The following is a 21,973-nucleotide window of genomic DNA, read 5'->3' as shown; positions in this document are numbered from 1 at the left end:
AACACTTGAACAGAGCGGACGCCGTCCCTCACCTCCGTGCCTGTAGGCAGGAGGGTGAGGGGCGGCGTCCTTGTGTTTGGTCTGTGGGTGAATTTAGGGGGTTGAAGTAGGGCTTTCCGGGTCTTCGGGGTGGGGTGTATCGCCCGGGTGGGTATTGTCCGGGTTGGCTGAGGTGGGTTCGGGAGCTGGCGGCTGGCTAGCTTCGGCCGGGGGCTCGCCCTTGGCGTCCTTTTCTGCTTTTTCGCGTTCTAGTCTTTCTCGTTCGGCTTCTTCTGCCAGGTTGTAGACGATGCGTTTGCTGTCGCGGGCGCGGACGAGGGCGTCGCGCAGGGTTTTGACGGACTGGGTTTGGGCGACGGTTGAGAGCAGGGGTAGGTCGCTAGCAGTTTCGTATTCTTCTAGGCGGCGGGTGAGAGAGTCGGCGGCTTCTAGGGGCTCCTTGAGATCCATTCCCTGAGCGTTATTTATACTGGTGAGGGTTGAATTGAGACGGGCAGGGAGGGTGCAGTCAATGGTTCGGCTGTAGATACCTGCCTGCTGCTGGTCGGCCTGGTCTTGGGCTGCACTGATGGTGTCGTAAAGGGTAGAGCCACCTTCGGGAATAGCCACGCCGAACCCTGCCCGGGCCATTTCGGTATTGAGCATGCGCCCGTCGGGGAGGGTGACTGCGGCTTTGACGGTGATGGTGGGGCTTACGGACGGGTCGGGCTGGCTGGTTTCGCCCATCCCGAGGGCCTCGTCGTAGGTGAGGGTGACGGGTGAGCCGATGGGAACGAGCTTGGCCAGGTAGTCAGCGGCTTCGGGGGCCAGGCAGCGCATGTCTTCGTTTTCGTGTTTAGCCTGCGGGGTGACGAGGCCAAGTAGGTCCACGGTGATGGTGGTGCTGTCGCGCTCTATGCTGAGGGTGTCGGCGTCGATCACGCGCAGGACGCGGGCTACCGAAGTTTCATCTGTCGCGCTGGGGGTGGCGGTGCTGACCGGTTCGGCGTCACTGCCGAAGAGGCCGCAGCCGGTAAGGGTGAGCATGCCAGCGGTCAGGGCGGCAGGCGTGAAAATGCGGGCAGGGCGCATGGGTCTACTCCTTTGTGTTGCTCACCATACTAGGTGCCCCAGCGCTTGACCTGCCAGTATTACGGGGCCGGTGCGGCCCTTAAAAGCCGGGTGCCGGCGTCCTTCTCTCATTGGAGCGGACGCCGGCACCCGGCTTTTTACCCGCACACGGGGCGCGAGGGGTTTAGGCTTCGGGAATGACGAGGCCCTTGGTCTGGGAGACGGCGCGGTCGAAGCGGGCTGCGACGTCTTCCCAGTTGACGATGTTCCAGAATGCCTTGACGTAGTCAGCCTTGACGTTCTGGTAGTCGAGGTAGAAGGCGTGCTCCCACATGTCCAGCTGCAGGACGGGAATCAGCGCAACGGAGATGTTGCCCTGCTGGTCGTAGAGCTGCTCGATGACGAGGCGCTTACCGACGGTGTCCCAGGCCAGGATGGCCCAGCCGGAGCCCTGGATGGTGAGGGCTACGTTTTCGAAGTGGGCGCGGAAGCCGTCGAAGGAGCCGAAGTCGTTGTCGATTGCTGCTGCCAGTTCACCGACGGGCTTGTCGCCACCCTCGGGTGAGAGGTTCTTCCAGAAGATGGAGTGGTTGGTGTGGCCGCCCAGGTTGAAGGCGAGGTCCTTGGAGAGCTTGCCGATGTTGGCGAAGTCGCCCTTTTCGCGGGCTTCTTCCATCTTCTCAAGAGCGGTGTTAGCGCCGCCGACGTAGGTGGCGTGGTGCTTGGAGTGGTGCAGCTCCATGATGCGGGCTGAGATGTGGGGCTCGAGGGCTGCGTAGTCGTAGTCGAGTTCAGGCAGAACGTACTTTTCTGACATGGTCATTCCTTTCGTTGAAGGCCCTTCTTTGGGTCTTTCTGGGTTTAACTCTACACACTGGAGCGCGCGGGGTCACGGGAGGTTACTTGATAAGTCCCCTTGTTTAGCCCTGGGCAAAACGGTCTAAAACGGGGCAGGCGGACGCCCGGGGTAGGTTCTCCACAGTTTTCCACTTAAGAGCGGGGAAAGTTATCCACAGGTGGGGATAAAACTGGGGATATTCGAATTACACGGGTGGGAGTTTCGAAGATGTTCGAGAGAATACGGGGCAGAATGGGGCAACTCGGGGGTTAGTCTTTCGAAAATACACCGGTGTTGTTCGAAAATCACACCGGTGTCACTTATCCACGGGTGTGGATAAGCACTGTGGAAAACATACTTTTTAGGCACTTCAACTCGGTGATGAGCGCACTTTTGAGCGTTTTTACCCACAGGGCTGGCGGTTTTTCCACCTTTTAAGTGGATATTGTTCACAGACTTATCCACAGGTGGGGATAAAAGGTGCCCCGGCCGCCTAAACAGGCTGACCGGGGCACCTTTTTATAGATAATCCAGATTTAAAGCTGTGGATAAGAACTGTGCATAGACATAGCGGGAACCACCACCAGAGGTTTAAATCGCCTAGTCGAGAGAGGCTACATTCGAGACGTTAATGACCGTGCTGGGCTTGTCCCCCAGGACTGATTCACCGATTTTGGCGAGGGACTTCACCTGGCGGGCATTAAGCTGATCAAAGATAATGCGGCGAACAGCCTCGACGTGGCCGGGGGCAGCCTCCTGCACCTTAGCCAGACCACCGGGCAGCAGGTGGCAGATGGAGACACGGCGGTCTTTCTCCCAGGTGCTGCGCTCAACAAAATTGTCTTTCTCCAGGCGGGTTACCACCCGTGACAGTCGAGGTAGCAGGGTGTTGGTCTGCCGAGCCAGGTCGGTCATGGTGAGTTTGTGCTGGGGAGATTCTGAGAGCATAGCGAGCACCATGTACTCAACGAAGCTGAGGCCCGAATCCTTCTGCAACTGGCTTTCAAGTTGGCCGGGCAGGTTAAACATGATGGAGGAGATAAAGAGCCAGCCTTCGCGCTCTTCTTCAGTCAGCCAGCGGGTGGCATCGGTAGCGGCTACGGGGGTTTCTTCGCTCATGGTTCCTCTGGTCGGTGCAATGGGGAGGACTGGGGGTTGTCTATACCTAGTCTAAGTTTCTTTCGAAAGGGTTTCTGCTTCTGGTGCACCCGTGTTGGCGCGTTTTGCGAAAAATATCGATTATTTAGGGCTAGTTTTTGCCTCCAGGTCTCGGTAGGTACCCCTCAAGCCGTCCTCTTGCTAGCATGGCTCGCTCCCAAAACTTGTTCCCGTTATCTAATTCCCCTCCTCACCTCGCATTTGATAAGCTAGGTTACTAAGGTGTGCCGGGAAGACTGGTCGGCCCGCCCAACTCACCACCGCCCCACCTGAAGGTAGGCACCCGCGGCGCTGTAGGCGTCCGCCCCGGTAACCCTTCAGAAGCGGCCGGTGAGTAGGCGGTTTATCGTTACTCATCGACCTCAAAGAGCGTTTATGTCATCAGAAAACACCGTCCTATCGCGCGGCTCCTACAAGGAATCCCAGCGCGTTTCAGAAATCCTTTCGAAGGAATCCACCGGCGGCATCATCCTGCTGGTTGCCACCGTCCTCGCCCTTGTTTTTGCCAACTCAGCCGCCGCCGAGCACTACTTCGGCCTGCGCGACACCTACCTGGGCGCAGACTTCTGGGGCCTGCACCTTAAACTCTCCATCGGCCACTGGGCAGCCGACGGTCTGCTAGCAGTCTTCTTCTTCCTGGTCGGTCTAGAACTCAAAAAAGAATTCGTCGAGGGCGACCTGCGCAACCCCGGCAAGGCCCTGGTACCCATCGTGGCAGCGGCAGGCGGCGTTGCCCTGCCCGCCATCATCTACGTACTGGTCAACCTCAATAGCAGCTCTGAGGCCCTCGGGGGCTGGGCTATTCCCGCGGCAACCGACATCGCCTTTGCCGTGGCCGTCCTCGCCGTCATTGGCTCCCACCTGCCCTCTGCCCTGCGCACCTTCCTGCTCACCCTGGCCGTGGTCGATGACCTCATCGCCATTACCATCATCGCCCTCTTCTACACCTCAGACCTGAAGATCGGCTTCCTGGCCCTCTCCATCATTCCCATTGCCCTCTACGCCCTGGTAGCGCGTAAGGGTGAGAAGCTCTTCCACCTCTCCCCGGCCGCGTCCTGGTTTATCCTGCTGCCCATCGGTTTTGTGGTCTGGGTACTCTTCCTTAACTCCGGTATTCACGCCACCATCGCGGGCGTCATTCTGGCCTTCATGATTCCCGTGCGCAAGAACAAGCGCACCGAAGCGGCGGACGCCCACCACGGCCTGGCCGAGGTCATGGAGCACCGCGTGCGCCCCTTCTCCGCAGGTTTCTGTGTACCCGTCTTCGCCTTCTTCTCAGCGGGCGTCGCTATCGGCGGCTTCCAGGGCTTCATTGACGCGGTCACCGAGCCGATTGCTTACGGCATCATTCTGGCCCTGATTTTCGGCAAGATGATTGGTATTACGGTCTCCACCTGGCTGGTCACCCGCCTGCGCCGTGCCAACCTCGACCCCGATATCGCATGGATCGATGTTATTGGCGTAGCCACCCTGGCCGGTATCGGCTTCACCGTCTCCCTGCTGATTGCCGAGCTGTCCTTCGGTCTGGGCTCCGACTACAACGATGCAGCTAAGGTCGCGATTCTGACCGCTTCGGTTACCGCCGCCCTGCTAGGTGCCGTTATCCTGTCGATTCGCAACAAGCACTACAAGCAGATTGCGCTGAAGGAGACCGTGGACGAGAACGAGGACGGCATCCCCGACGTCTTCACCGACAACACGGACGCACCCCGCCCCGGCGCCTAGCGTCCGCCCGCCCCTCGGTACACCCCCCGAGGGGACCTGATTTCTTAAAAGGGACCGCATAATATGCGGTCCCTTTTAGGTTTTGCGGTCCCCTTGAGTGAGATGAGGGGCGGACGCCGGTGTGCAGTTCTGCATCTCAGATTCCGGCATTAGCTGGGCTAAAGGAGCATAATGGAACCTGAAGCAAGCGAAGACACACACCCGACCTAAGGAGAGGCATGACTCAGACGCCTCACAAGGACCCGCTCTTTTCCCGCGGATCGTACGCCGAGACCAGCCGCGTCTCAGAGATTATGCGCAAGGAATCGGTGGGTGGTTTTATTCTGCTCGCCGCCACCGTGCTCGCCGTTATTCTGGCTAACTCCCAAGCCGCACATTTCTACGAGAGTGTGCGCGATACCGAGCTGGGCTTGAACATTCCCGGCTTCAGCCACCTGATGATGAACGTGCACCTGTGGGCCGCTGACGGCCTGCTCACGGTCTTCTTCTTCCTCACCGGCCTAGAACTCAAAAAAGAGTTCGTGGTGGGCGACCTACGTGACCCGGGTAAAGCCGTCGTCCCCATCGCGGCCGCCTTCGGCGGTGCCATGACCCCGGCTATTATCTATTTCGCCATCAACCACGGCAATGAGACCGCTGTGCACGGCTGGGCTATTCCCGCCGCTACCGATATCGCTTTCGCGGTGGCCGTGCTGGCCGGTGTGGGCACCTTCCTACCCGCGGCCCTGCGCACCTTCCTACTGACCCTGGCTGTGGTCGATGACCTGATTGCCATCGTTATTATCGCCCTCTTCTACACCAGTAACTTCCACGCCTGGTACCTGATTATCTCAATCATTCCCATTGGGCTATATTTCTGGCTGACTCACAAGCATGAGAAGTTCTTCCACGAGAAAAAGTGGGCGGCCTGGGTTATCCTGCTCCCCCTGGGTCTTATCACCTGGGCCCTCTTCCTAGAGTCAGGCATTCACGCCACCATCGCGGGCGTCATTCTGGGCTTCTGCGTCCCCGTCCGCATGACCGCCCAGGCTAAGCAAGCCGATGCTCACGCCTCCCTGGCCGAGACCCTGGAGCACCGCCTGCGTCCGCTCTCCACCGGCTTCTGCGTCCCCGTCTTCGCCTTCTTCTCCGCCGGTGTAGCCGTTGGCGGCTGGGACGGCCTTAAGACCGCCCTGGCAGATTCCGTTGCTATCGGTATTATGGTCGGTCTGGTGCTGGGTAAAACCGTTGGCATTACCGGCACCACCTGGCTGATTACCCGCTTCCGCGGGGTCAACCTGGATCCCGATATTAAGTGGATCGATGTCATTGGCCTGGCGGTCACCGGCGGTATCGGCTTCACCGTCTCCATGCTGGTTGCCGAGCTCTCCTTCGAGGCAGGCTCCCTGCACACCGAGGACGCCAAGGTCGGCATCATGATCGGCTCCCTCATTGCCGCACTTCTGGGTGCCACCATCCTGTCGATCCGCAACAAGCACTACAAGGAAGTCACCCTGAAGGAAAGCGTGGACGAGAACCAGGACGGCATCCCTGACGTCTTCACCGACAACACGGACACACCCCGCCCCGGCGCCTAGCGTCCGTCCACCCCAGCACACCTGCAAGGGGACCGCACAACCTAAAAGGGACCGCATATTACGTGGTCCCTTTTAGGTTGTGCGGTCCCCTTCTAGGGTGAATTCTAAGAGCGAAACGGCAACATCACACCGTACCTGTTTTGCACAATCGCAAGCGAGCTGTGAGAATTACCCCTAGTGTTCACCGCCCTAGCGCCGGTGATTCTCCGCCCTTACTGCCCACCGTGCCGCAGCTAAGGCGCCCCACCAAGTGCAACCGGCCCACCCATACCCCGGACCGGTCCGCCCTTATAACGATTTGGAGCACGCATGGATACTCTGCTCAATGCAGTGAACTGGATTAACGAATCCACCGCTGGAGCAACCGAGGTTATCACCGGCATCTCAGATGCACTCTGGGCCTACTTCCTCATGTACGCTCTGGTAGCCGTAGGTCTGGGCATCACCATCGCAACACGAGGCGTGCAGTTCCGCCTGATTGGCGAAATGTTCCGCACCCTCAAGGACCCGGCAGGTACCGAGTACAACGGCAAGAAGAGCATCTCAGCCTTCCGCGCCTTTACAGTTTCGGCAGCCTCCCGCGTGGGTGTGGGTAATATCGTCGGCGTTGCCATGGCTATCATCCTGGGTGGTCCCGGCGCTGTCTTCTGGATGTGGGTCATCGCCTCCATTGGTGCAGCATCCGCCTTCGCAGAGTCCCTGCTGGGCCAGCTCTACAAGCGCAAAGGCGAGGACTCCTACATCGGTGGCCCCGCCTACTATATGCAGCGCGGCCTCAACGCCCGCTGGCTGGGTCTCATCTTCGTTGCCTTCATCGTGATCACCTACGCCTTCGTGTTCGTGGCCGTGCAGACCAACTCCATCGTGGGGGCAGCAGCTGGCTCCTTCGGCGTTGACATCAGCGGTACCAACGGCATGGGATTCCGCGTCACCCTCGGTATTATCATCGCGGTCATTGCGGGCTTTATTATCTTCGGCGGCATCCGCACCATTTCCTCGGTCACCGAGATCCTGGTTCCCTTCATGGCAGTTCTCTACCTGATTCTGGGTCTGATCATTGTTGCAATGAACCTGGGTGAGGTTCCCGCTGTACTGGGGGCTATCTTCGCCGGTGCTTTCGGTTTGGAAGAGTTCGTGACCGGCACCCTCATCGGTGTGATTACCCAGGGCATGCGCCGCGGCCTGCTCTCCAACGAGGCCGGTATGGGTACCGCCCCCAACGCCGGTGCAACCGCGTCCGTCTCCCACCCCGCCAAGCAGGGCTTCGTGCAGGCTCTGGGCGTCTACTTCGACACCATGCTGGTCTGCTCCGTGACCGCCTTCATCGTGCTCGTTGCAGGCGATATCCCCTACGGCAACCGCGATGCCTCCGGCACCCTCACCCAGACCGCTCTCTCAACCCACCTGGGTCCCTGGGCGGTTCACTTCCTGACCGTAGCGATTGCCCTCTTTGCCTTCTCGTCGATTATCGGTAACTACTACTACGGCGAGTCCAACATCCGCTTCGTCACCGAGAAGCACCTGCCCATGAACATCTTCCGCGTCATTGTGATTCTGTTCGTATTCTTCGGTGCCATCGCTTCGCTGGATCTGCTGTGGAACCTGGCTGACCTGCTCAACGGCGGTATGGTTATCGTCAACCTGACCGCGGTCTGCCTGCTCATGCCTCAGGTCATGAAGGTACTGCGCAACTACGAGGCCCAGCGCAAGGCCGGCCTGGAACCGGTCTTCCAGGCCTCAGACCTGCCCGAGATCAAGAACCTGGACGCCTGGGACGGCACCGACGAGCTCACCCAGCGCGAGTACTGGCAGGCCTACGACCGCGAGCAGGCTGAAAAGCGCGCCGCCCGCGGCAAGTAGTTCACCCTTCGGGTAGCTATTCCGTTAGGACGCCGCCGCCCACCACCCTGCCCCTTGGCAGGGATGGTGCGCGGCGGCGTCCTGGTTTTAAACCCCTATACTGAAAGCTGTTCTTAACCGCCACCGGGGTAGGCTTCTTACGCCCACCCCACCGCAGAGGATGATCTTTAGCGACAATGACCAACGACTTCCGCCACAAAGGCCTCGCCGCAGGGCGCCTGGGGCTAGCTTCTTCAACCGTCATCGGGGTAGCGTCAACCGCCCCCATGTACTCACTGGCTGCCTCTATCGGCTTCATCGTGATAGCCGTGGGCTACCAAGCCCCGATAGCCCTGATTTTGGGTTTTATCCCTATGCTCCTGACGGCGCTCTCTTATAAAGAGCTGAACGAGGCGGTGCCGGATTCGGGCACGGTCTTCACCTGGGGCGCTAAAGCTTTTGGGCCGAAGACCGGCTGGATTTCTGGCTGGGGCGTGATTGTTGCGGGTGTGATTGCTATGGCGAATCAGACCCAGATTGCGGCTATCTACTTCTGGCTGCTGGTGGGGCAGGACGACCTGGCCCACAACAAGCACGTCATTGTGGCGACCGGTGTTCTGGTGATTGCCCTGACCACTTGGATTTCCTACCGCAATATTGAGGCCGGTTCGCTGACCCAGTGGCTATTGGTGGGTATTCAGTACGTGGCGATTGTTTTGCTGGCCCTGGGTGTCTTTAATTCCCTGGCATCGGGGGCTGTGACCGGCTATGAGTTTGAAGCCAGCTGGTTCAATCCCTTTGAGGCTAGCTTTGACGGAATGATTCAGGCTGTTCTCATCGCTATCTTCATTTACTGGGGTTGGGACACCTGCCTGGCCATTGCCGAAGAGACCAAGGACCCTCACCGCACCCCGGGGCGCGCAGCCGTCCTTTCCAGCTCTATTTTGGTGGTTACCTATGTGTTTGTGACCGTGGTGGCCCTGATGTACGCGGGCGCTGGGTCGGGCGGCATTGGCCTGGCTAACCCCGATAATTCGGACGACGTCTTCACCCCCTTTAAGGACGCCGCCCTGGGCTCCTGGGGTTGGATCATCATTCTGGCGGTGGCTGTATCTGCCCTGGCAACCTGCCAGACCACGATTCTGCCTTCGTCCCGCGGCATTTTCGCTATGGCGGTTTACCGGTCAGTTCCGGCTAAGTTCGGCGATGTACACCCCAAGTTCAAGACCCCTAAGACTTCCACTGTTTATATGGGTGTTTGCTCGGCTCTCTTCTACGCGGGCATGACCTACATCAGTGAGAACATGCTGGCCGATACGATTGAGGCAGCCAGTGTGGCTGTGGCCCTGTACTACGCAGTGACGTCCTTCGCCTGCATCAAGTACTACCGGGGCGATATTTTCACCAGCGCCCGCAATGTGGTCTTCCGTTTGATCATTCCAGCAACCGGTGGCGTGATGATGACCGCGATTCTGGTGATTTCTCTGGTCAATATGGCTGACCCGGAGTACGGCTATACCCAGATGCTGAGTACCAGCGGTGTCTTTGTCACTGCGGTAGCTTCGTTTGTGATTGGTTTTGGCCTGATGGCGCTGTTGATGGGCCGGGACGAGTTCAAGCCCTTCTTCCGGGGTGAGACTCTGAATATGGATACCCGGGTCAAGGTACCCGAGTCTGCTGACCTGGACGAGGTGAAATAGAGCGACTGTACCACCATGCCCTCTCTAGCACCGGCCAAGCGTGTGACAGAGAGGGCAACACGCCCTGAAGGTCTAGAAATTTTTTACAGATAGATAAAATTTGCACTATTTAGGGGTGGTTTTGTTTGACCTTGCCAGACCCAAAATAGGGGGCAACCCTATATACCTGCCTAGTTTTTATCCCCTTTTATACCTACAGAATCTCAGGTTTTGCAGAGGTTCAGATGTCATACTTGGTGTAGTAGGTCTGGAAGAGTTTGGGCTGACAGACCTGCGATTCAGAGTATGAGTGTGTTTCAAATTTATCGTCTCTGATAGCTGCCCGCAGGGGTGTGGGCAGTGCATCGAAGTGGAGGCGAGCCCCCTGGGAAGGGCTCGTCTCCACTTCTCTTTATCCCCTTTCTTTGACTCCGAGTACAGTAGATACGAAACATCCGCCTCGGCAAGGAGTATCAATGGCCGTTGATCCGCAGCACACCCAGATTAAAGAGACCGCCTTTGCGCTGGCCCGTAAGTTTGGGTGGGCCCTTGAGTACAACGGTGGTCTGGAGCTCGACGGTGAGTTTCTTGACGATGCTGACCTGTCGGTGGAGCGCTCCGAGGACGGCGTGCAGGTGGAGTATGTGCTCAATATCAGTTATGCCGATTCGACCGCCTACGGGTACACCCTCACGCGCGAGGCGGCGAGCGCCCCGGCGTCCGCCTTTGGTGTGGGCGCTTTTGGTCAGGACGCGGGCGGCCAGGCACCCGCACCCAGCAGCTTTGGTACGGGGGCGGGTTTTGGCCTGGGATCTTTCGCTACGGATGGCCTGCCGGGTGAGAATGCGGTGACGTTGGCTGAGAAGTATTACATCACTACGCTGGCTGAGCTGATTGAGGCTGTGGAGGCCAAACTAACCGCTCTGGCTATCTAAGGGGTTCCGCAGGCTCACGCTCGCTGCCGACCCTCTCGCCTGGTTCGCTTCGCTCACAAGGCGATTCACGCCAGCCGCCGAGCCAGCAGCTTCGCTGTGAGCCTGCTCCACCCACCTTAATGAATAGGTCTCTAGGTCGGCTTTCTTTTCTATCAATCGCGCGTACCTGCTGCGCATTACCCCTCCTAAAAGGTAAGGTTGCTTAAAATTCCTTTGATCCCAGGAGGGCTCCCATGGCTAACTTTACCTATACCGCCGCCTACCCCTATGCCGAGGAAACTGTGCGCACCTGGTTTATGCGTCCGGGTGCCCTGACCCGGGCGACCCCTCACTGGGCTGGGTCTGTGGTTGAGGAGGGCAGTCCTCAGGAACCGGGAAGTACCGCTCATACCCGGGTGGCCCTGCCCCTGACCTCGGGCCTGCTAACCCTGCCGTGGGCAGCTCGCCATACTCGGGCGTCCGCCGATTCCTTTACCGATGAGCTGGCCCGCGGCCCCCTTTCGGCCTGGGAGCACACCCACGATTTCCTGCCCACCCCGGGCGATACGGTGGTGCGTGACAGCATTACTTTTAGGGTGCTCCCCACAGCCCCTGCACCCGTAGAAAAGGTGGGGGCTGGCGCCGAACGACTGGCTCAGGTCGCTGCTCAGAAACAGCTTGAGAAGGTTTTTGCTGCCCGCGAGCGCCGAATCGGTGCCGATCTTGATTTTCAGCAGCGCTACCAGCAGGAGCCGCTGACGGTCGTGGTGGCTGGGGCGTCCGGCATGGTGGGGCGCCAGGTGGTTGCCCTGCTGACCGGTGGTGGGCATACGGTGCGCACGCTGGTGCGCCGCGCACCCGAGGCTGAGCACGAGTTCCGTTGGGATCCGTCTGCTGGCGAGGTTGATACCGCCGCTTTTGAGGGGGCGGACGCCGTGATTCACCTGGGCGGGGCCAGCATCAACCAGCGCTTCACCGAGGAGAATAAGAAGAAGATTCTTGATTCTCGCGTTGAGTCCACAACCCTGCTGGCAACAACTCTGGCTGAGCTTGTGCAACAGAGGGGTGCGGACGCTGCCCCGCAGGTTTTCGTCTGCGCTTCGGCAGTGGGGTTCTACGGTGCTGACCGGGGGAATGTGGTGCTCACTGAAGAAGATAGCGCCGGGCGTGGCTTCTTGGCGGAGGTGTGCCAGGCATGGGAGGCTGCCTGTGAGCCTGCCCGCGAGGCTGGACTTCGAGTAGTGAACGTGCGTACCGGCCTGGTGCAGTCTGCCCTGGGTGGCATGTTGCGCCTGCAGCTTCCGGCCTTCTTGAGCGGGACCGGTGGCTGGGTTGGTTCAGGTAAGCAGGTGCAGAGCTGGATCAGCCTGGACGACATTGCCGGTATCTACGTGCACGCTGTTCTCACTGAAAAGTTAGAGGGGCCGGTAAATGCGGTGGCACCCACGCCGGTAACGGCAAAGACCCTGGCCAAGACAGTAGGAAAGGTGCTACGCCGCCCCGTCCTGCTACCTATCCCTGCTGCCGTACCTGCCCTGGCCCTGGGGCAGGAGGGAGTGAAGGAATTAGCGTTGGCGAGCCAGCTGGCGAGCGCCGATAAGCTCTTGGCTAGTGGCTACGTTTTCTTTGAGCCGGAATTAGAGCGGGCTCTGGCTCACGAGCTGGTTCGCTAGGGCTTTTTGTTCACCGAAATGTCACTGTAAACACCGGCGAGACGGCGCGGAGCGGGCTATTCTGTTGAATGACACACATCATCATTCTCACCGAAAGATAAGCATGTCTTCTTCTCTCTCCCGCCGTCTTGCTGGCCTGGCAGCCAGCGGTGCAACCGTTGTTGCCCTGGTTGTTGCCCCCGTTCCGGGTGCAGGTGCAGCCGATACCACCACCCTGACCCTGCTGAACATTAACGACTTCCACGGTCGTATTTCTACCAGCATTGCTATGGGCCTGGCCAACACCATCCAGACCGAGCGTGCCGCTGCCACCGACGGCTCCCTGCTGCTCTCAGCTGGCGATAACGTAGGTGCCTCCCTCTACGTTTCCAGCGTGCAGAAGGATCAGCCCACTCTGGACTACCTGAACGCCCTGGGCCTTTCTGCCAGCGCCGTGGGTAACCACGAGTTCGATGCCGGCATGGACGACCTGGTCAACCGCATTATCCCTGCTTCCTCTTTCACCTACCTGGGCGCCAACGTCCTGAAGGCTGACGGCACCCCCGCCCTGGAGCCCTACTACACCACCGAGGTCAACGGCACCACCGTGGCCGTCATTGGTGCTGTCACCACCGAAACCCCGCAGCTGACTGACCCCTCAGCGCTGGCGTCCGTACAGTTCACCGACCCCATCGAGGCCGTGAACAAGTACGCCGCCCAGCTCTCTGACGGTGATGCAAGCAACGGCGAAGCCGACGTGATTATCGCTGAGTACCACGAGGGTGTAGACACCTCAGCTCCCGAAGCTGACGCGATTATCAACCAGACCAGCGCCGCCGTGGACGCTATTTTCACCGGCCACACCCACGCCGAGTACGTCATTGATGGCGCAGTTCCCGGCCAGGCAGGCAAGACCCGCCCCGTTATTCAGACCGGCAACTACGGCGATAACCTGGGCAAGGTTGTGCTGACCCTGGACGCCGAGAAGAACGTCACCGCCTACTCCTCAGAGCTGGTCAAGCGCATGAGCGCCCCCACCGCCGAGCAGATTGCAGCTGATCCCGTCCTGGCTAACGTGAACACCATCATCACCAACGCCAACACCTACGCCACCGAGCAGGGCTCTGTGGTAGCTGGCCAGGTCAGCGCTCCCATCACCACCGGTTTTGACTCCGCCAAGGACACCCAGGGTGGCTTTGACATGCGCAACTACGAGTCCACCATGGGTCACCTGGTAGCGGATATGTACCTGGCTGCCGCTAACTCCACCGGCCGCACCCCCGCCGATATCGGCATCGTCAACCCCGGCGGTCTGCGCGATGAGCTGCCCGGCGGCCTGCGCACCTCACTGGGTCTGGCCGTAAACAAGAACGTGCGCGTCATGGACATCGTCAACGTGACCCCCTTCGCCAACAACCTCTGGACCACCGAGCTCACCGGCGCCCAGCTCAAGACCGTGCTTGAAGAGCAGTGGCAGCAGAACTCGGCAGGCGAGATGGCAACCCGCCCCTACCTGCAGCTGGGCTTCTCCTCAAACGTCACCTACACCTACACCGGCTCCCCCGACGCTGAGGGCTACGCAAGCCGCGGCTCCAACATCCTCGATGTGTACGTCAACGGCACAAAGGTTGAGGACGCCGACACCTACACCGTCGCTATCCCCAGCTTCCTGCTGGGCGGCGGCGACAACTTCGGCACCCTCTCCCAGGGCGCTAACGCCAAGGACACCGCTCTGGTAGATTCAGACGCTTTCGTTTCTTACTTCAAGAACGCTGGCACCGTTGACCCCAACTTCGCCAAGCAGGCTGTGCGCGTGGCAGATCTGGCTGAGAGCTACGACGTCAACGGCACCCTGAGCTTCTCCCTGTCCGACCTGAACGTTCGTAGCTACGGCGTACCCGCTCTGACCGAGCTGAAGGTTACCGTGGGTGGCGTTGAGGTTGGCACCGTCGCTGTTGCTGAGGACGGCACCGCGGCAGTTTCCCTGGACCTGGCAGGTAAGGGCATCACCAACGGCACCCACGAGGTTGTTCTGACTGATGCGACCGGCGTTGCTGGCACCACCGTCCGCCTCTCCGCGAACTTCACCGGTGCGGTTGCCGAACCCACCCCTGCCCCCTCTGAGGAACCTACTCCCGCTCCTTCTGAAGAGCCGACCGTAGCTCCTAGCGAAGAGCCCACTGTCGCTCCCTCTGTTGAGCCGACCGCTGAGCCCACCACCGAGCCGACCGTAGCTCCTAGCTCCGAGAGCACTGTTGTTGCACCTGCCCCCTCAGCTACCGCTTTTGAGTACGAGAACTGCGCCGCTGTATGGGACGCTTTGGGCCGCTCCATCAAGTCCGACGAGGCAGGCTTCCACAAGGGCCTGGATGCCGATAAGGACGGCGTAGGGTGCGAGCAGGACCCCAACTACACCAACAAGGCTGAGGACGGCAGCGCCATCAAGTCCTCTACCTCTTCTTCGGGTAGCAGCTCCTCCGGCAACCTGGCTAACACCGGTTTCACCGCCTCTATGATTGCTGGCGCGGGCGCCCTGACCCTGTTTGCCGGTGGTGCTGCCCTGGTAGCTAACCGCCGCCGCAAGGCCTAAGAGTTGGCTTTCATAGGCTAGATACCGCATTTGCGCTAAAAATCTAGTCTGCCCCCGCAAAGGGACCAGATTACTCCGCATTGTATGTGTTGTGTACAAGGACTATCGGAGCGATCTGGTCCCTTCTCTTTCTTCTGCCCACTACCATGGACACTATGCCCCTCGATGTCTTTTCCACCCCCGCCCTTTCCCTTACAGGCCTACTTGCTGCGGGCGTCCGCGCCGCTGAAGAAACCGGAACCCAGCTCAGCCTCTTCGGCTGGTTCTTCTACCCCCTGCTCTTTCTTGCCATGGGCCTGGCCATTTTCTGCGTGCTCACCGTGCACCGCCAGCCCCACCTGAGTGAGACGCAGAAGCTCAAGTGGCTGCTCTTCACCCTTTTTATCCCTATCGTTGGCCCCCTAGCCTACTGGCTGCGCATGCGCGCTGACCGGCGCGAACTGGCTGAGTCCGCCAGCTCTCACTCTGAGAGCGAACCGGCGGCGCAGTAGGTAGCGCAAGAAGCGGGCAGGCGTAGAGTGAAAGGTGACAGCACCACCTCATTCAGGAGACTCTATGCCTATCACCGTCAAGGCCCTGCAAAAATTTGGCCCCGACCAGCCCTTCAAAGTCACCGAAATCGAGCGTCGCGACCCCCGCGAGGACGATGTCGTCATCAAGATTGAGGCAGCCGGTATCTGCCACTCCGACATTCACACCATCCACAATGAGTGGGGCCAAGCCCACTTCCCCCTGGCCGTAGGCCACGAGATCGCGGGTACTGTTGAGGCTGTTGGCTCTGCCGTCACCAAGTTCAAGGTGGGTGACCGCGTGGGTGTTGGCTGCCTGGTCAATTCCTGTGGCGAGTGCGAGCAGTGCGTTGCCGGCTTCGAGAATAACTGCCTGAACGGCTCTGTGGGCACCTACAATTCCAAGGACGTGGACGGCACCATCACCCAGGGCGGCTACGCCCAGAAGGTCACCGTCAATGAGCGCTTCGTTCTGCGCATTCCCGACGCCCTGGATTTCGACGTGGCAGCGCCCCTGCTCTGCGCCGGCATCACCACCTACTCACCCCTGGCCCGCTGGGGCGTTAAGCCCGGCATGAAGGTTGCCATCTTGGGCCTGGGCGGTCTGGGGCACATGGGCGTGCAGATTGCCGCCGCCATGGGCGCCGAGGTCACCGTGCTCTCCCGCAGCCTCAAGAAGGCGGACGCCGCCGCCAAGCTGGGTGCCGTCCGCACCCTGGCTACCACCGACGAGGGTTTCTTCACCGAACACCGCGGTGAGTTCGACCTGATCCTCAACACCATCTCTGCCCCCATCGACCTGGATTCTTACCTGGGCCTGCTTAAGCCCCGCGGTATCCTCTCGGTGGTGGGCCTACCCCCGGAGGCCCTGGAGATTCACATGAACCGCCTGATTGGGGGCGGCAAGGTACTCACCGGCAACAACATCGGCGGTATTCCCGAAACCCAGGAAATGCTGGACTTCTGCGCCGAGCACGGCATCGGCGCTGTGATTGAGAAAATCGGCGTGGACGAGGTTGATGCCGCCTATGAGCGTGTTGTGGACGGTGATGTGCAGTTCCGCGTGGTCATCGACACCGCAACCTTCGACAGCGCTGAGGTCAGCGCCTAGCCGACCACCGGCGTCCTGATCTGGAGGTAGCTCAGACCCCGCCCGCCAAAGTGTGTGCGGGGTCTTAGCCTGCCTAGGGCCGCCGGGCAGTATTCTTAGGAACAAGACAACCTTTCATTCCCGAGGAGATTTCTATGGCCGGTGGTTTAGCGGCTCTCTTAGATGACGTAGCGGCTCTTGCCAAGCTGGCAGCCGCAAGCGCGGACGACGTAGCAGCGGCAGCTGGCCGCGCCAGCGTGAAGGCAGCCGGTGTGGTGGTGGACGACGCCGCCGTCACCCCGCAGTACGTGCGCAATATCGAACCCAAGCGTGAGCTGCCCATCATCAAGAAAATTGCGGTAGGGTCCCTGCGCAACAAGCTGGTCTTCATTCTTCCTGCAGCCCTGCTGCTGAGCCAGTACCTGCCCTGGATGCTCACCCCCCTGCTTATGCTGGGCGGCACCTACCTCTGCTTTGAGGGCGCCGAAAAGGTCATCGAGATGTTCTCGAAGAAGGAGCACGCCGCGGAAGAAACTCCCGCGGTGGTGCAGGGTGAGGACGCCGAGAAAAAGATTATCTCGGGGGCTGTGCGCACCGACTTTATTCTGAGCGCCGAGATCATGGTGATTGCCCTGAACGAGGTTGCTTCTGAGGGCTTCTGGGCCCGCGCCGCTATTCTGGCTGTGGTCGGTATCGGCATTACCCTGCTGGTGTACGGTGCTGTGGGTCTGCTGGTCAAGATGGACGACATCGGCCTGGCGATGGCTCAGCGTGAATCTGCCGGGGCGCAGAAGTTTGGCCTGGGCCTGGTGAAGGCTATGCCCGTGGTCATGAACGTTATTTCTGTCGTGGGTACGTTCGCCATGCTCTGGGTGGGTGGCCACATTATTCTGCTGGGTCTTTACGATATGCACTGGTGGGAGGCTCCCTACCAGTTCGTGCACCATCTTGAGGAGTACGGCCACCACCTGCCCGCCCTGGGCGGAGTAGCAGCTTGGCTGATCAACACCTTCTGCTCTATGGTGATCGGCCTGATCTGGGGCGGCATTATTGCCGCTGTGGTCCACTTCTTGCCCGGCAAGAAGCACCACTAGGCTTTGTAGCTCCTCGTGGAGGGGTCCTGCAGGATCACGCTCGCCCCTACGAACCCCTCCCCTAGTTTGTACCGCGCCCTGCCCGTTTTTAGTATCAAAAACGGGCAGGGCACGGTACAAACTATTTAAGATGGCATTCTAGGTATCAAGTAGTAGCTTTTGGCCAGCAGGTTAAAGGGCGAGGGTAGGGGAGACAGGGGGGCCGGGTAGCAGATATAAGTGGAATATTTTTAACGGACTAAAAGGAATGCTTAGCTAATGACAACCTACGAGATAACTCCAGCTATTCTTTTTTGTATAGGATTGATTGTTATTAGTCTTGGTGGCTGGGCCCTCCTCGGCGCAGGAAAAAACCGCACCTACGCCCTCACCAAAGACCCCTTCTGGATGGACCTCTACCTATTCATTCTTGGCGCCAGCGGGATTTTTTTCTTAGGTCTCCTAGTTGCGTCCATCTTGTTGCATTACTTCGGCAATGAGAATCTATTATTTTTATTGGCAGGCTTTGTGTCTGCTGGATCTTTAGGCTGGCTTGTGTTGACCTGGGGCGCAGCCTCCTTCACCCCTGCCCCCTTCATCGGCCCCCGCCCCCGCTGGTGGAAAGAAACCCACCACACCCTCTACGCCTGGACCCGCCACACACAACACCACCACATCCACGCCACCCGCCTCTACCGCATCCCCACCCCCACAGCACCCCCCACAGAACCCATCACCAACATCCGTAAAACCAACCAACCCTACGCCATCGAGCTCTCAGCCTTCACCAACACCCACACTAGCTTTAAGCTCTACCACCACTTCGTCCCTTCCAACCCCACTCACCGCTATACCCTTAGAGGAACCATCACCGGCCCCTTCACCTTCACTGGTCAAGTGCCCACCCAGTATCTATCAGCACAAGAGCTTCGCTATCGCAAGTCCATGTACTTTGAACAAGAGCCAAATCTTGAACCAACCCGTACACGCATCGTTGAGATGTTTGTGGATAAGAACCTTTTAAGTTTTGTGCAGGTGCCGGGTGAGGATTATGTGCGGCGTCACAGTTGGGTGGTGTCTTTTATTAATGTTTCTGTGGATGATGTGCAGATCAGCGTTCTTGAGTCAGGTCAGTTGCGCATGGTGGTGGGTGAGGCTGATCCTGTATCTGGGGAGTCGTTTGTGTTTGTGTCTGAGGATCGTTGGTGGACTCGGGTGAAGAGTAGGAGGCCTCAGGGGCTGGTTGGGGCTTTGGAGAAGAAGAGGTGGTTGCCCTTGTCGGCTGGTTCGTTGGTGCGTAAGAGTTTTGTGGGTGAGGTGTCTGTGGTGGAGGATCAGGTGGTGGGTGTTCGTGGTGAGGTGGAGTATTATTCGAGGCAGGCAACTCGATGAAGTGGAACGATAGGTATAGGAGGGGTGTTCGGGTGCGTCGGTTGGCAGTGTCTTGTGTGGGTGTGTTTGTGGTGGGTGTTTCTGGGTGTTCTGCTTTATCGCCTGAGCCGTCTGCTAATGAGGTATTTGAAGACTATTATGCTGCGTTGACGGGGACGATGTCTGTTAGTGTGCATCGGGATGATTATCAGTGGCGGGGTGGGTATGAGAAATTCCCGTATCCGGATGAGGCTAAATGGACTGATTTTTCTCCGTATATTTCAGGTTGCGATAATAAAGATATCGCCAAAATTTATGGCATGTTTGATACCTACGGATTAAATTTAGGCTATGAAAATCCTCAGGAAGCTATCGACCGAGTTTCAGCGTATTGGGAGTCTCAAGGCTGGGAGGTGAAAGATCTTTCAACCCCTAAGGATCCTGATAAGAAACAGATTCTGACTGTCACTGATACCGATATTAACTTGATGTATACCGCTAGTGTTATTGGTGAAGATATTGAAGTAACCTCACAGTGTATTCCTGAGTTCTTTGATAAGGGCAACCCGGTGGAGGAGCCTGTGGTGTACGCTGCTCAACAATAGGTACGAAGCGTTATCCCTCTGGGAATGAGCCAAAAGGTAAAAGCTACGAGATAGAAGCAGATTGCGACGGTGCAGGAATCTCAGCAGGGTACGGTACAAACTATTTAAGATGGCATTCTAGGTATCAAGTAGTACCTTTTGACCAGCAGATTGTAAGGCGAAGGAGAGTAATGCGATGAAGCGTATTTTTTTGTCGGTTGTGGTTGTTTTAGTTTTTGTATTGTCAGGATGTGGTTCTGTGGATCAGAAGAATGAGGCTGTTGAGCCGAGCACTAATGAAATCTTCAAAGATATGTATTCTGCCGTAACTATTGCCGCTAGCGCTAACGGGAACGAAGCGAAGTTTCGGTGGAAGAATAATACGATGCCTTTTCCATATCAGGAAGCTTCGTGGGCTGATGTGACAGTTTTTCCCTGTGGGGAAGGTGAAGGGAGCCTCGAACTCAAGGCTACTACCTATGGCCAGAACCTCGGCACTAAGAACTATCAAGACCAGATTAAGAAAGTTCGCCAGGCGTGGGAATCTCGTGGGCTGAAAGTTCGTAACGTCGGTGAGAGTAAGGGCATGATGCAGATAGCTACCGATTTAGCTCATGGGACTGTGGTGGTTTATACCGCTGGGATTGGTGGTGAATCGGTGGAGGCTGATACGCAGTGTTTTGCTGGGTTTAAGGGTGATGAATCTTCAGCTCAGGTTTACCCCGGTGAGAAAGCATAGGGATAAAAGATGAGTGATATGTACTGGGTTTAGTTCCGCTCCCGTACATTGAAAATAAACAAAAAACAATTGTCGGAACTAAACCACGTACATATAACAGTACATATCAATTTAAAGTATGCCCTATACTCTTGTTTTACTTAGCCATAGAAATATACCCCAACAACATCAAAGCTACGAGGTAGAAGCCGACGACGACGGGGCCGGAATCTCAGCAGAGCACGGTGAATCCACATTCACATAATCCACGCCGCCCTCACTAACCGTATACAACACCGTCACACCCGCCGGAGTAGAAGCACCAATCGTAATACCAGGAGCATCCCTCGTTCCCGGAGCAACATTCTTCACCTCCCACCCCAAAGATTCCCACCGAGCACGAACCTTCTCAGACTGCACCTCCCACTCCGTGGCCGTATATTTCCTATCCCCTTTAACCACAGCAGCATAGTGATACTCAAACCCGTCTTTAGCATTCCCTCCGCACCCAGTAGCGCGATATTGACCTGGCTCAAAAGAAACTTCAGAATAAGGTTTGCTGCCGTTCCATTCAAAGTGTTCTGTCCCTAACCCGGTAGCCTCTACCGTCTCCTGAACCGCTACCCGAAAATCATCCCGCATAGCCTCAACCTTCGTTTCAGAATCTGAAACCGAACTAACCGCACCATCCTCGAACTGCATAGAGCACCCAGAACACACCATCGTGCCCAGGACTAGCCACCCCATTACTGATTTGCGCACAACAAGACCCGTCATATAAGTACAATCTAAGATGCCAACGGATCAGGCTCCCCCGGCAAAACACACGCAGAATCCGCAAAAACCATCAGACCGCCCTTACCAGCATCAAACTGAATCAGGGCACCACCTTCGGTCTTATAGGCAATCTTCTTCGAAGAAGAATCAGAACCTACTACATATGGCTTTTGCCCCTGTGACTCCCAGTGCGCCCACATATCATCACTCTTCTTCAGGTACTGTTCCTTTGTAAAGCGATGCTCTGCTTCAAGACGCAAATCCTTGTTATACAGCTCTGTTCCATCTTCTTTTTTGCCACAGTAAGTACTCATCTGGGGCACATAAGCTTTGAAATCCTCCGATCCGAAAGTATCTCCTCCGGCATATCTCCAGTCGCTATCAGAAATACCTGAAGCTTCAACTGTACCCAATACCGCCTGCTCAAAATCCTTATTCACATCCACCGATGCATCAAAAGCCGACGAGGACGGATCAACCTTTACACCAGAATCCTCAGAACCGTTCATAGAACACCCTCCCAAAAATAAAGAACTCAATACGATCGCACCAACAACACGTAACTGAAATAATCGCGCCCTATGCATAGCAAATCCCTACTCTTTTCCTGTATCAACGAGATCAGTGATATGTACTGGCTTTAGTTCCGACAATTATAAGACCACTAAAGCACCATCAACCACCTCCTGAGGAGCCCGATAAGGGCCTGACCCCTGGAAAGTAGACACGTCGGGGGTTAGCTATGCTGCTTGGGTCAGTGTAGCTGATGTGAGTGCTTCGAAGTCATCGGGGGCTAGAAGGTTGCACCAGGAGTGTCGTCTGCGTGTGT

At 57.8% G+C, this 21,973-nt stretch carries 18 protein-coding genes; 13 read left to right on the top strand and 5 right to left on the bottom strand.

All coding sequences use genetic code 11. The features are described 5' to 3' along the window. Positions 1-93: 93 nt before the first annotated feature. From L6963_RS02995 to L6963_RS02985, 3 genes are all read right to left on the bottom strand, one after another. Positions 94-1,071 carry a thermonuclease family protein gene (locus tag L6963_RS02995; protein WP_237206918.1) on the bottom strand — a complete coding sequence of 326 codons (978 nt, stop codon included), beginning with the start codon at positions 1,069-1,071 and terminating at the stop codon, positions 94-96. 163 nt (positions 1,072-1,234) lie between these two features. Next, a complete protein-coding gene (locus tag L6963_RS02990; protein WP_237196787.1) occupies positions 1,235-1,867 on the bottom strand; it encodes a superoxide dismutase in 633 nt (210 codons plus the stop codon). Between the two features lie 621 nt (positions 1,868-2,488). After that, on the bottom strand, positions 2,489-3,007 hold the full coding sequence (locus tag L6963_RS02985) for a MarR family winged helix-turn-helix transcriptional regulator (protein WP_237206917.1): 519 nt from the start codon (positions 3,005-3,007) through the stop codon (positions 2,489-2,491). Positions 3,008-3,421: 414 nt separating this feature from the next. On the opposite strand from L6963_RS02985, the gene nhaA (L6963_RS02980) reads away from it, so the two are divergent. The 13 genes from nhaA (L6963_RS02980) (at position 3,422) to L6963_RS02920 (ending at position 20,388) form a co-directional block, all read left to right on the top strand. Then, on the top strand, positions 3,422-4,771 hold the full coding sequence (gene nhaA / locus L6963_RS02980) for a Na+/H+ antiporter NhaA (RefSeq protein ID WP_237206916.1): 1,350 nt from the start codon (positions 3,422-3,424) through the stop codon (positions 4,769-4,771). A gap of 218 nt (positions 4,772-4,989) precedes the next feature. Then, the gene (gene nhaA, locus L6963_RS02975; protein ID WP_237206915.1) at positions 4,990-6,348 is read left to right on the top strand and encodes a Na+/H+ antiporter NhaA; all 1,359 of its coding nucleotides are present in this window, start codon (positions 4,990-4,992) and stop codon (positions 6,346-6,348) included. Between the two features lie 309 nt (positions 6,349-6,657). Beyond that, positions 6,658-8,208, top strand: coding sequence for an alanine/glycine:cation symporter family protein (locus L6963_RS02970; protein ID WP_237206914.1), 1,551 nt, complete (start codon positions 6,658-6,660; stop codon positions 8,206-8,208). Positions 8,209-8,384: 176 nt separating this feature from the next. Further along, positions 8,385-9,887: an APC family permease gene (locus tag L6963_RS02965; protein WP_237206913.1), complete on the top strand. Its 1,503-nt coding sequence runs from the start codon at positions 8,385-8,387 to the stop codon at positions 9,885-9,887. A 455-nt stretch (positions 9,888-10,342) separates the two neighbouring features. Beyond that, positions 10,343-10,801 (top strand): hypothetical protein, encoded by a 459-nt coding sequence (locus L6963_RS02960; protein ID WP_237205367.1) that lies wholly within the window; start codon positions 10,343-10,345, stop codon positions 10,799-10,801. Between the two features lie 233 nt (positions 10,802-11,034). Next, a complete protein-coding gene (locus tag L6963_RS02955) occupies positions 11,035-12,453 on the top strand; it encodes a TIGR01777 family oxidoreductase (RefSeq protein WP_237206912.1) in 1,419 nt (472 codons plus the stop codon). 103 nt (positions 12,454-12,556) lie between these two features. Then, on the top strand, positions 12,557-15,022 hold the full coding sequence (locus tag L6963_RS02950; RefSeq protein ID WP_237206911.1) for a 5'-nucleotidase C-terminal domain-containing protein: 2,466 nt from the start codon (positions 12,557-12,559) through the stop codon (positions 15,020-15,022). 155 nt (positions 15,023-15,177) lie between these two features. Continuing rightward, the gene (locus L6963_RS02945) at positions 15,178-15,513 is read left to right on the top strand and encodes a PLD nuclease N-terminal domain-containing protein (RefSeq protein WP_237209144.1); all 336 of its coding nucleotides are present in this window, start codon (positions 15,178-15,180) and stop codon (positions 15,511-15,513) included. Positions 15,514-15,577: 64 nt separating this feature from the next. Continuing rightward, complete coding sequence (locus L6963_RS02940) at positions 15,578-16,642, top strand: NAD(P)-dependent alcohol dehydrogenase (protein WP_237206907.1); 1,065 nt, start codon at positions 15,578-15,580, stop codon at positions 16,640-16,642. Between the two features lie 134 nt (positions 16,643-16,776). Continuing rightward, positions 16,777-17,715 carry a DUF808 domain-containing protein gene (locus L6963_RS02935; protein ID WP_237206906.1) on the top strand — a complete coding sequence of 313 codons (939 nt, stop codon included), beginning with the start codon at positions 16,777-16,779 and terminating at the stop codon, positions 17,713-17,715. Between the two features lie 258 nt (positions 17,716-17,973). Next, complete coding sequence (locus tag L6963_RS02930; protein ID WP_237206904.1) at positions 17,974-19,086, top strand: hypothetical protein; 1,113 nt, start codon at positions 17,974-17,976, stop codon at positions 19,084-19,086. Positions 19,087-19,118: 32 nt separating this feature from the next. Then, entirely contained in the window at positions 19,119-19,670 is a 552-nt protein-coding gene (locus L6963_RS02925) for a hypothetical protein (RefSeq protein ID WP_237209142.1), read from the top strand. Between the two features lie 175 nt (positions 19,671-19,845). Next, positions 19,846-20,388, top strand: a complete 543-nt coding sequence (locus L6963_RS02920; RefSeq protein ID WP_237206900.1) for a hypothetical protein — start codon at positions 19,846-19,848, stop codon at positions 20,386-20,388. Positions 20,389-20,562: 174 nt separating this feature from the next. Here L6963_RS02920 and L6963_RS02915 read toward each other — a convergent pair whose 3' ends face one another. Continuing rightward, a complete protein-coding gene (locus tag L6963_RS02915) occupies positions 20,563-21,069 on the bottom strand; it encodes a hypothetical protein (RefSeq protein ID WP_237206899.1) in 507 nt (168 codons plus the stop codon). Between the two features lie 86 nt (positions 21,070-21,155). After that, a complete protein-coding gene (locus L6963_RS02910; protein ID WP_237206898.1) occupies positions 21,156-21,653 on the bottom strand; it encodes a hypothetical protein in 498 nt (165 codons plus the stop codon). Positions 21,654-21,973: the final 320 nt, after the last annotated feature.

This window comes from Rothia nasimurium (assembly GCF_928392795.1).
In the GTDB taxonomy this organism is placed as follows: Bacteria; Actinomycetota; Actinomycetes; order Actinomycetales; family Micrococcaceae; genus Rothia; species Rothia nasimurium_F.
Note: the sequence above shows the minus strand (reverse complement) of the source record. Positions and strands in the feature narration are given on the sequence as shown.

What these genes read in the sequence shown, in the direction of transcription:
- L6963_RS02995 (WP_237206918.1), bottom strand. Translation starts at nt 1,071, where the DNA reads ATGCGCCCTGCCCGCATTTTCACGCCTGCCGCCCTGACCGCTGGCATG.
- L6963_RS02990 (WP_237196787.1), bottom strand. Translation starts at nt 1,867, where the DNA reads ATGTCAGAAAAGTACGTTCTGCCTGAACTCGACTACGACTACGCAGCC.
- L6963_RS02985 (WP_237206917.1), bottom strand. Translation starts at nt 3,007, where the DNA reads ATGAGCGAAGAAACCCCCGTAGCCGCTACCGATGCCACCCGCTGGCTG.
- nhaA (WP_237206916.1), top strand. Translation starts at nt 3,422, where the DNA reads ATGTCATCAGAAAACACCGTCCTATCGCGCGGCTCCTACAAGGAATCC.
- nhaA (WP_237206915.1), top strand. Translation starts at nt 4,990, where the DNA reads ATGACTCAGACGCCTCACAAGGACCCGCTCTTTTCCCGCGGATCGTAC.
- L6963_RS02970 (WP_237206914.1), top strand. Translation starts at nt 6,658, where the DNA reads ATGGATACTCTGCTCAATGCAGTGAACTGGATTAACGAATCCACCGCT.
- L6963_RS02965 (WP_237206913.1), top strand. Translation starts at nt 8,385, where the DNA reads ATGACCAACGACTTCCGCCACAAAGGCCTCGCCGCAGGGCGCCTGGGG.
- L6963_RS02960 (WP_237205367.1), top strand. Translation starts at nt 10,343, where the DNA reads ATGGCCGTTGATCCGCAGCACACCCAGATTAAAGAGACCGCCTTTGCG.
- L6963_RS02955 (WP_237206912.1), top strand. Translation starts at nt 11,035, where the DNA reads ATGGCTAACTTTACCTATACCGCCGCCTACCCCTATGCCGAGGAAACT.
- L6963_RS02950 (WP_237206911.1), top strand. Translation starts at nt 12,557, where the DNA reads ATGTCTTCTTCTCTCTCCCGCCGTCTTGCTGGCCTGGCAGCCAGCGGT.
- L6963_RS02945 (WP_237209144.1), top strand. Translation starts at nt 15,178, where the DNA reads ATGCCCCTCGATGTCTTTTCCACCCCCGCCCTTTCCCTTACAGGCCTA.
- L6963_RS02940 (WP_237206907.1), top strand. Translation starts at nt 15,578, where the DNA reads ATGCCTATCACCGTCAAGGCCCTGCAAAAATTTGGCCCCGACCAGCCC.
- L6963_RS02935 (WP_237206906.1), top strand. Translation starts at nt 16,777, where the DNA reads ATGGCCGGTGGTTTAGCGGCTCTCTTAGATGACGTAGCGGCTCTTGCC.
- L6963_RS02930 (WP_237206904.1), top strand. Translation starts at nt 17,974, where the DNA reads ATGACAACCTACGAGATAACTCCAGCTATTCTTTTTTGTATAGGATTG.
- L6963_RS02920 (WP_237206900.1), top strand. Translation starts at nt 19,846, where the DNA reads ATGAAGCGTATTTTTTTGTCGGTTGTGGTTGTTTTAGTTTTTGTATTG.
- L6963_RS02915 (WP_237206899.1), bottom strand. Translation starts at nt 21,069, where the DNA reads ATGCAGTTCGAGGATGGTGCGGTTAGTTCGGTTTCAGATTCTGAAACG.
- L6963_RS02910 (WP_237206898.1), bottom strand. Translation starts at nt 21,653, where the DNA reads ATGAACGGTTCTGAGGATTCTGGTGTAAAGGTTGATCCGTCCTCGTCG.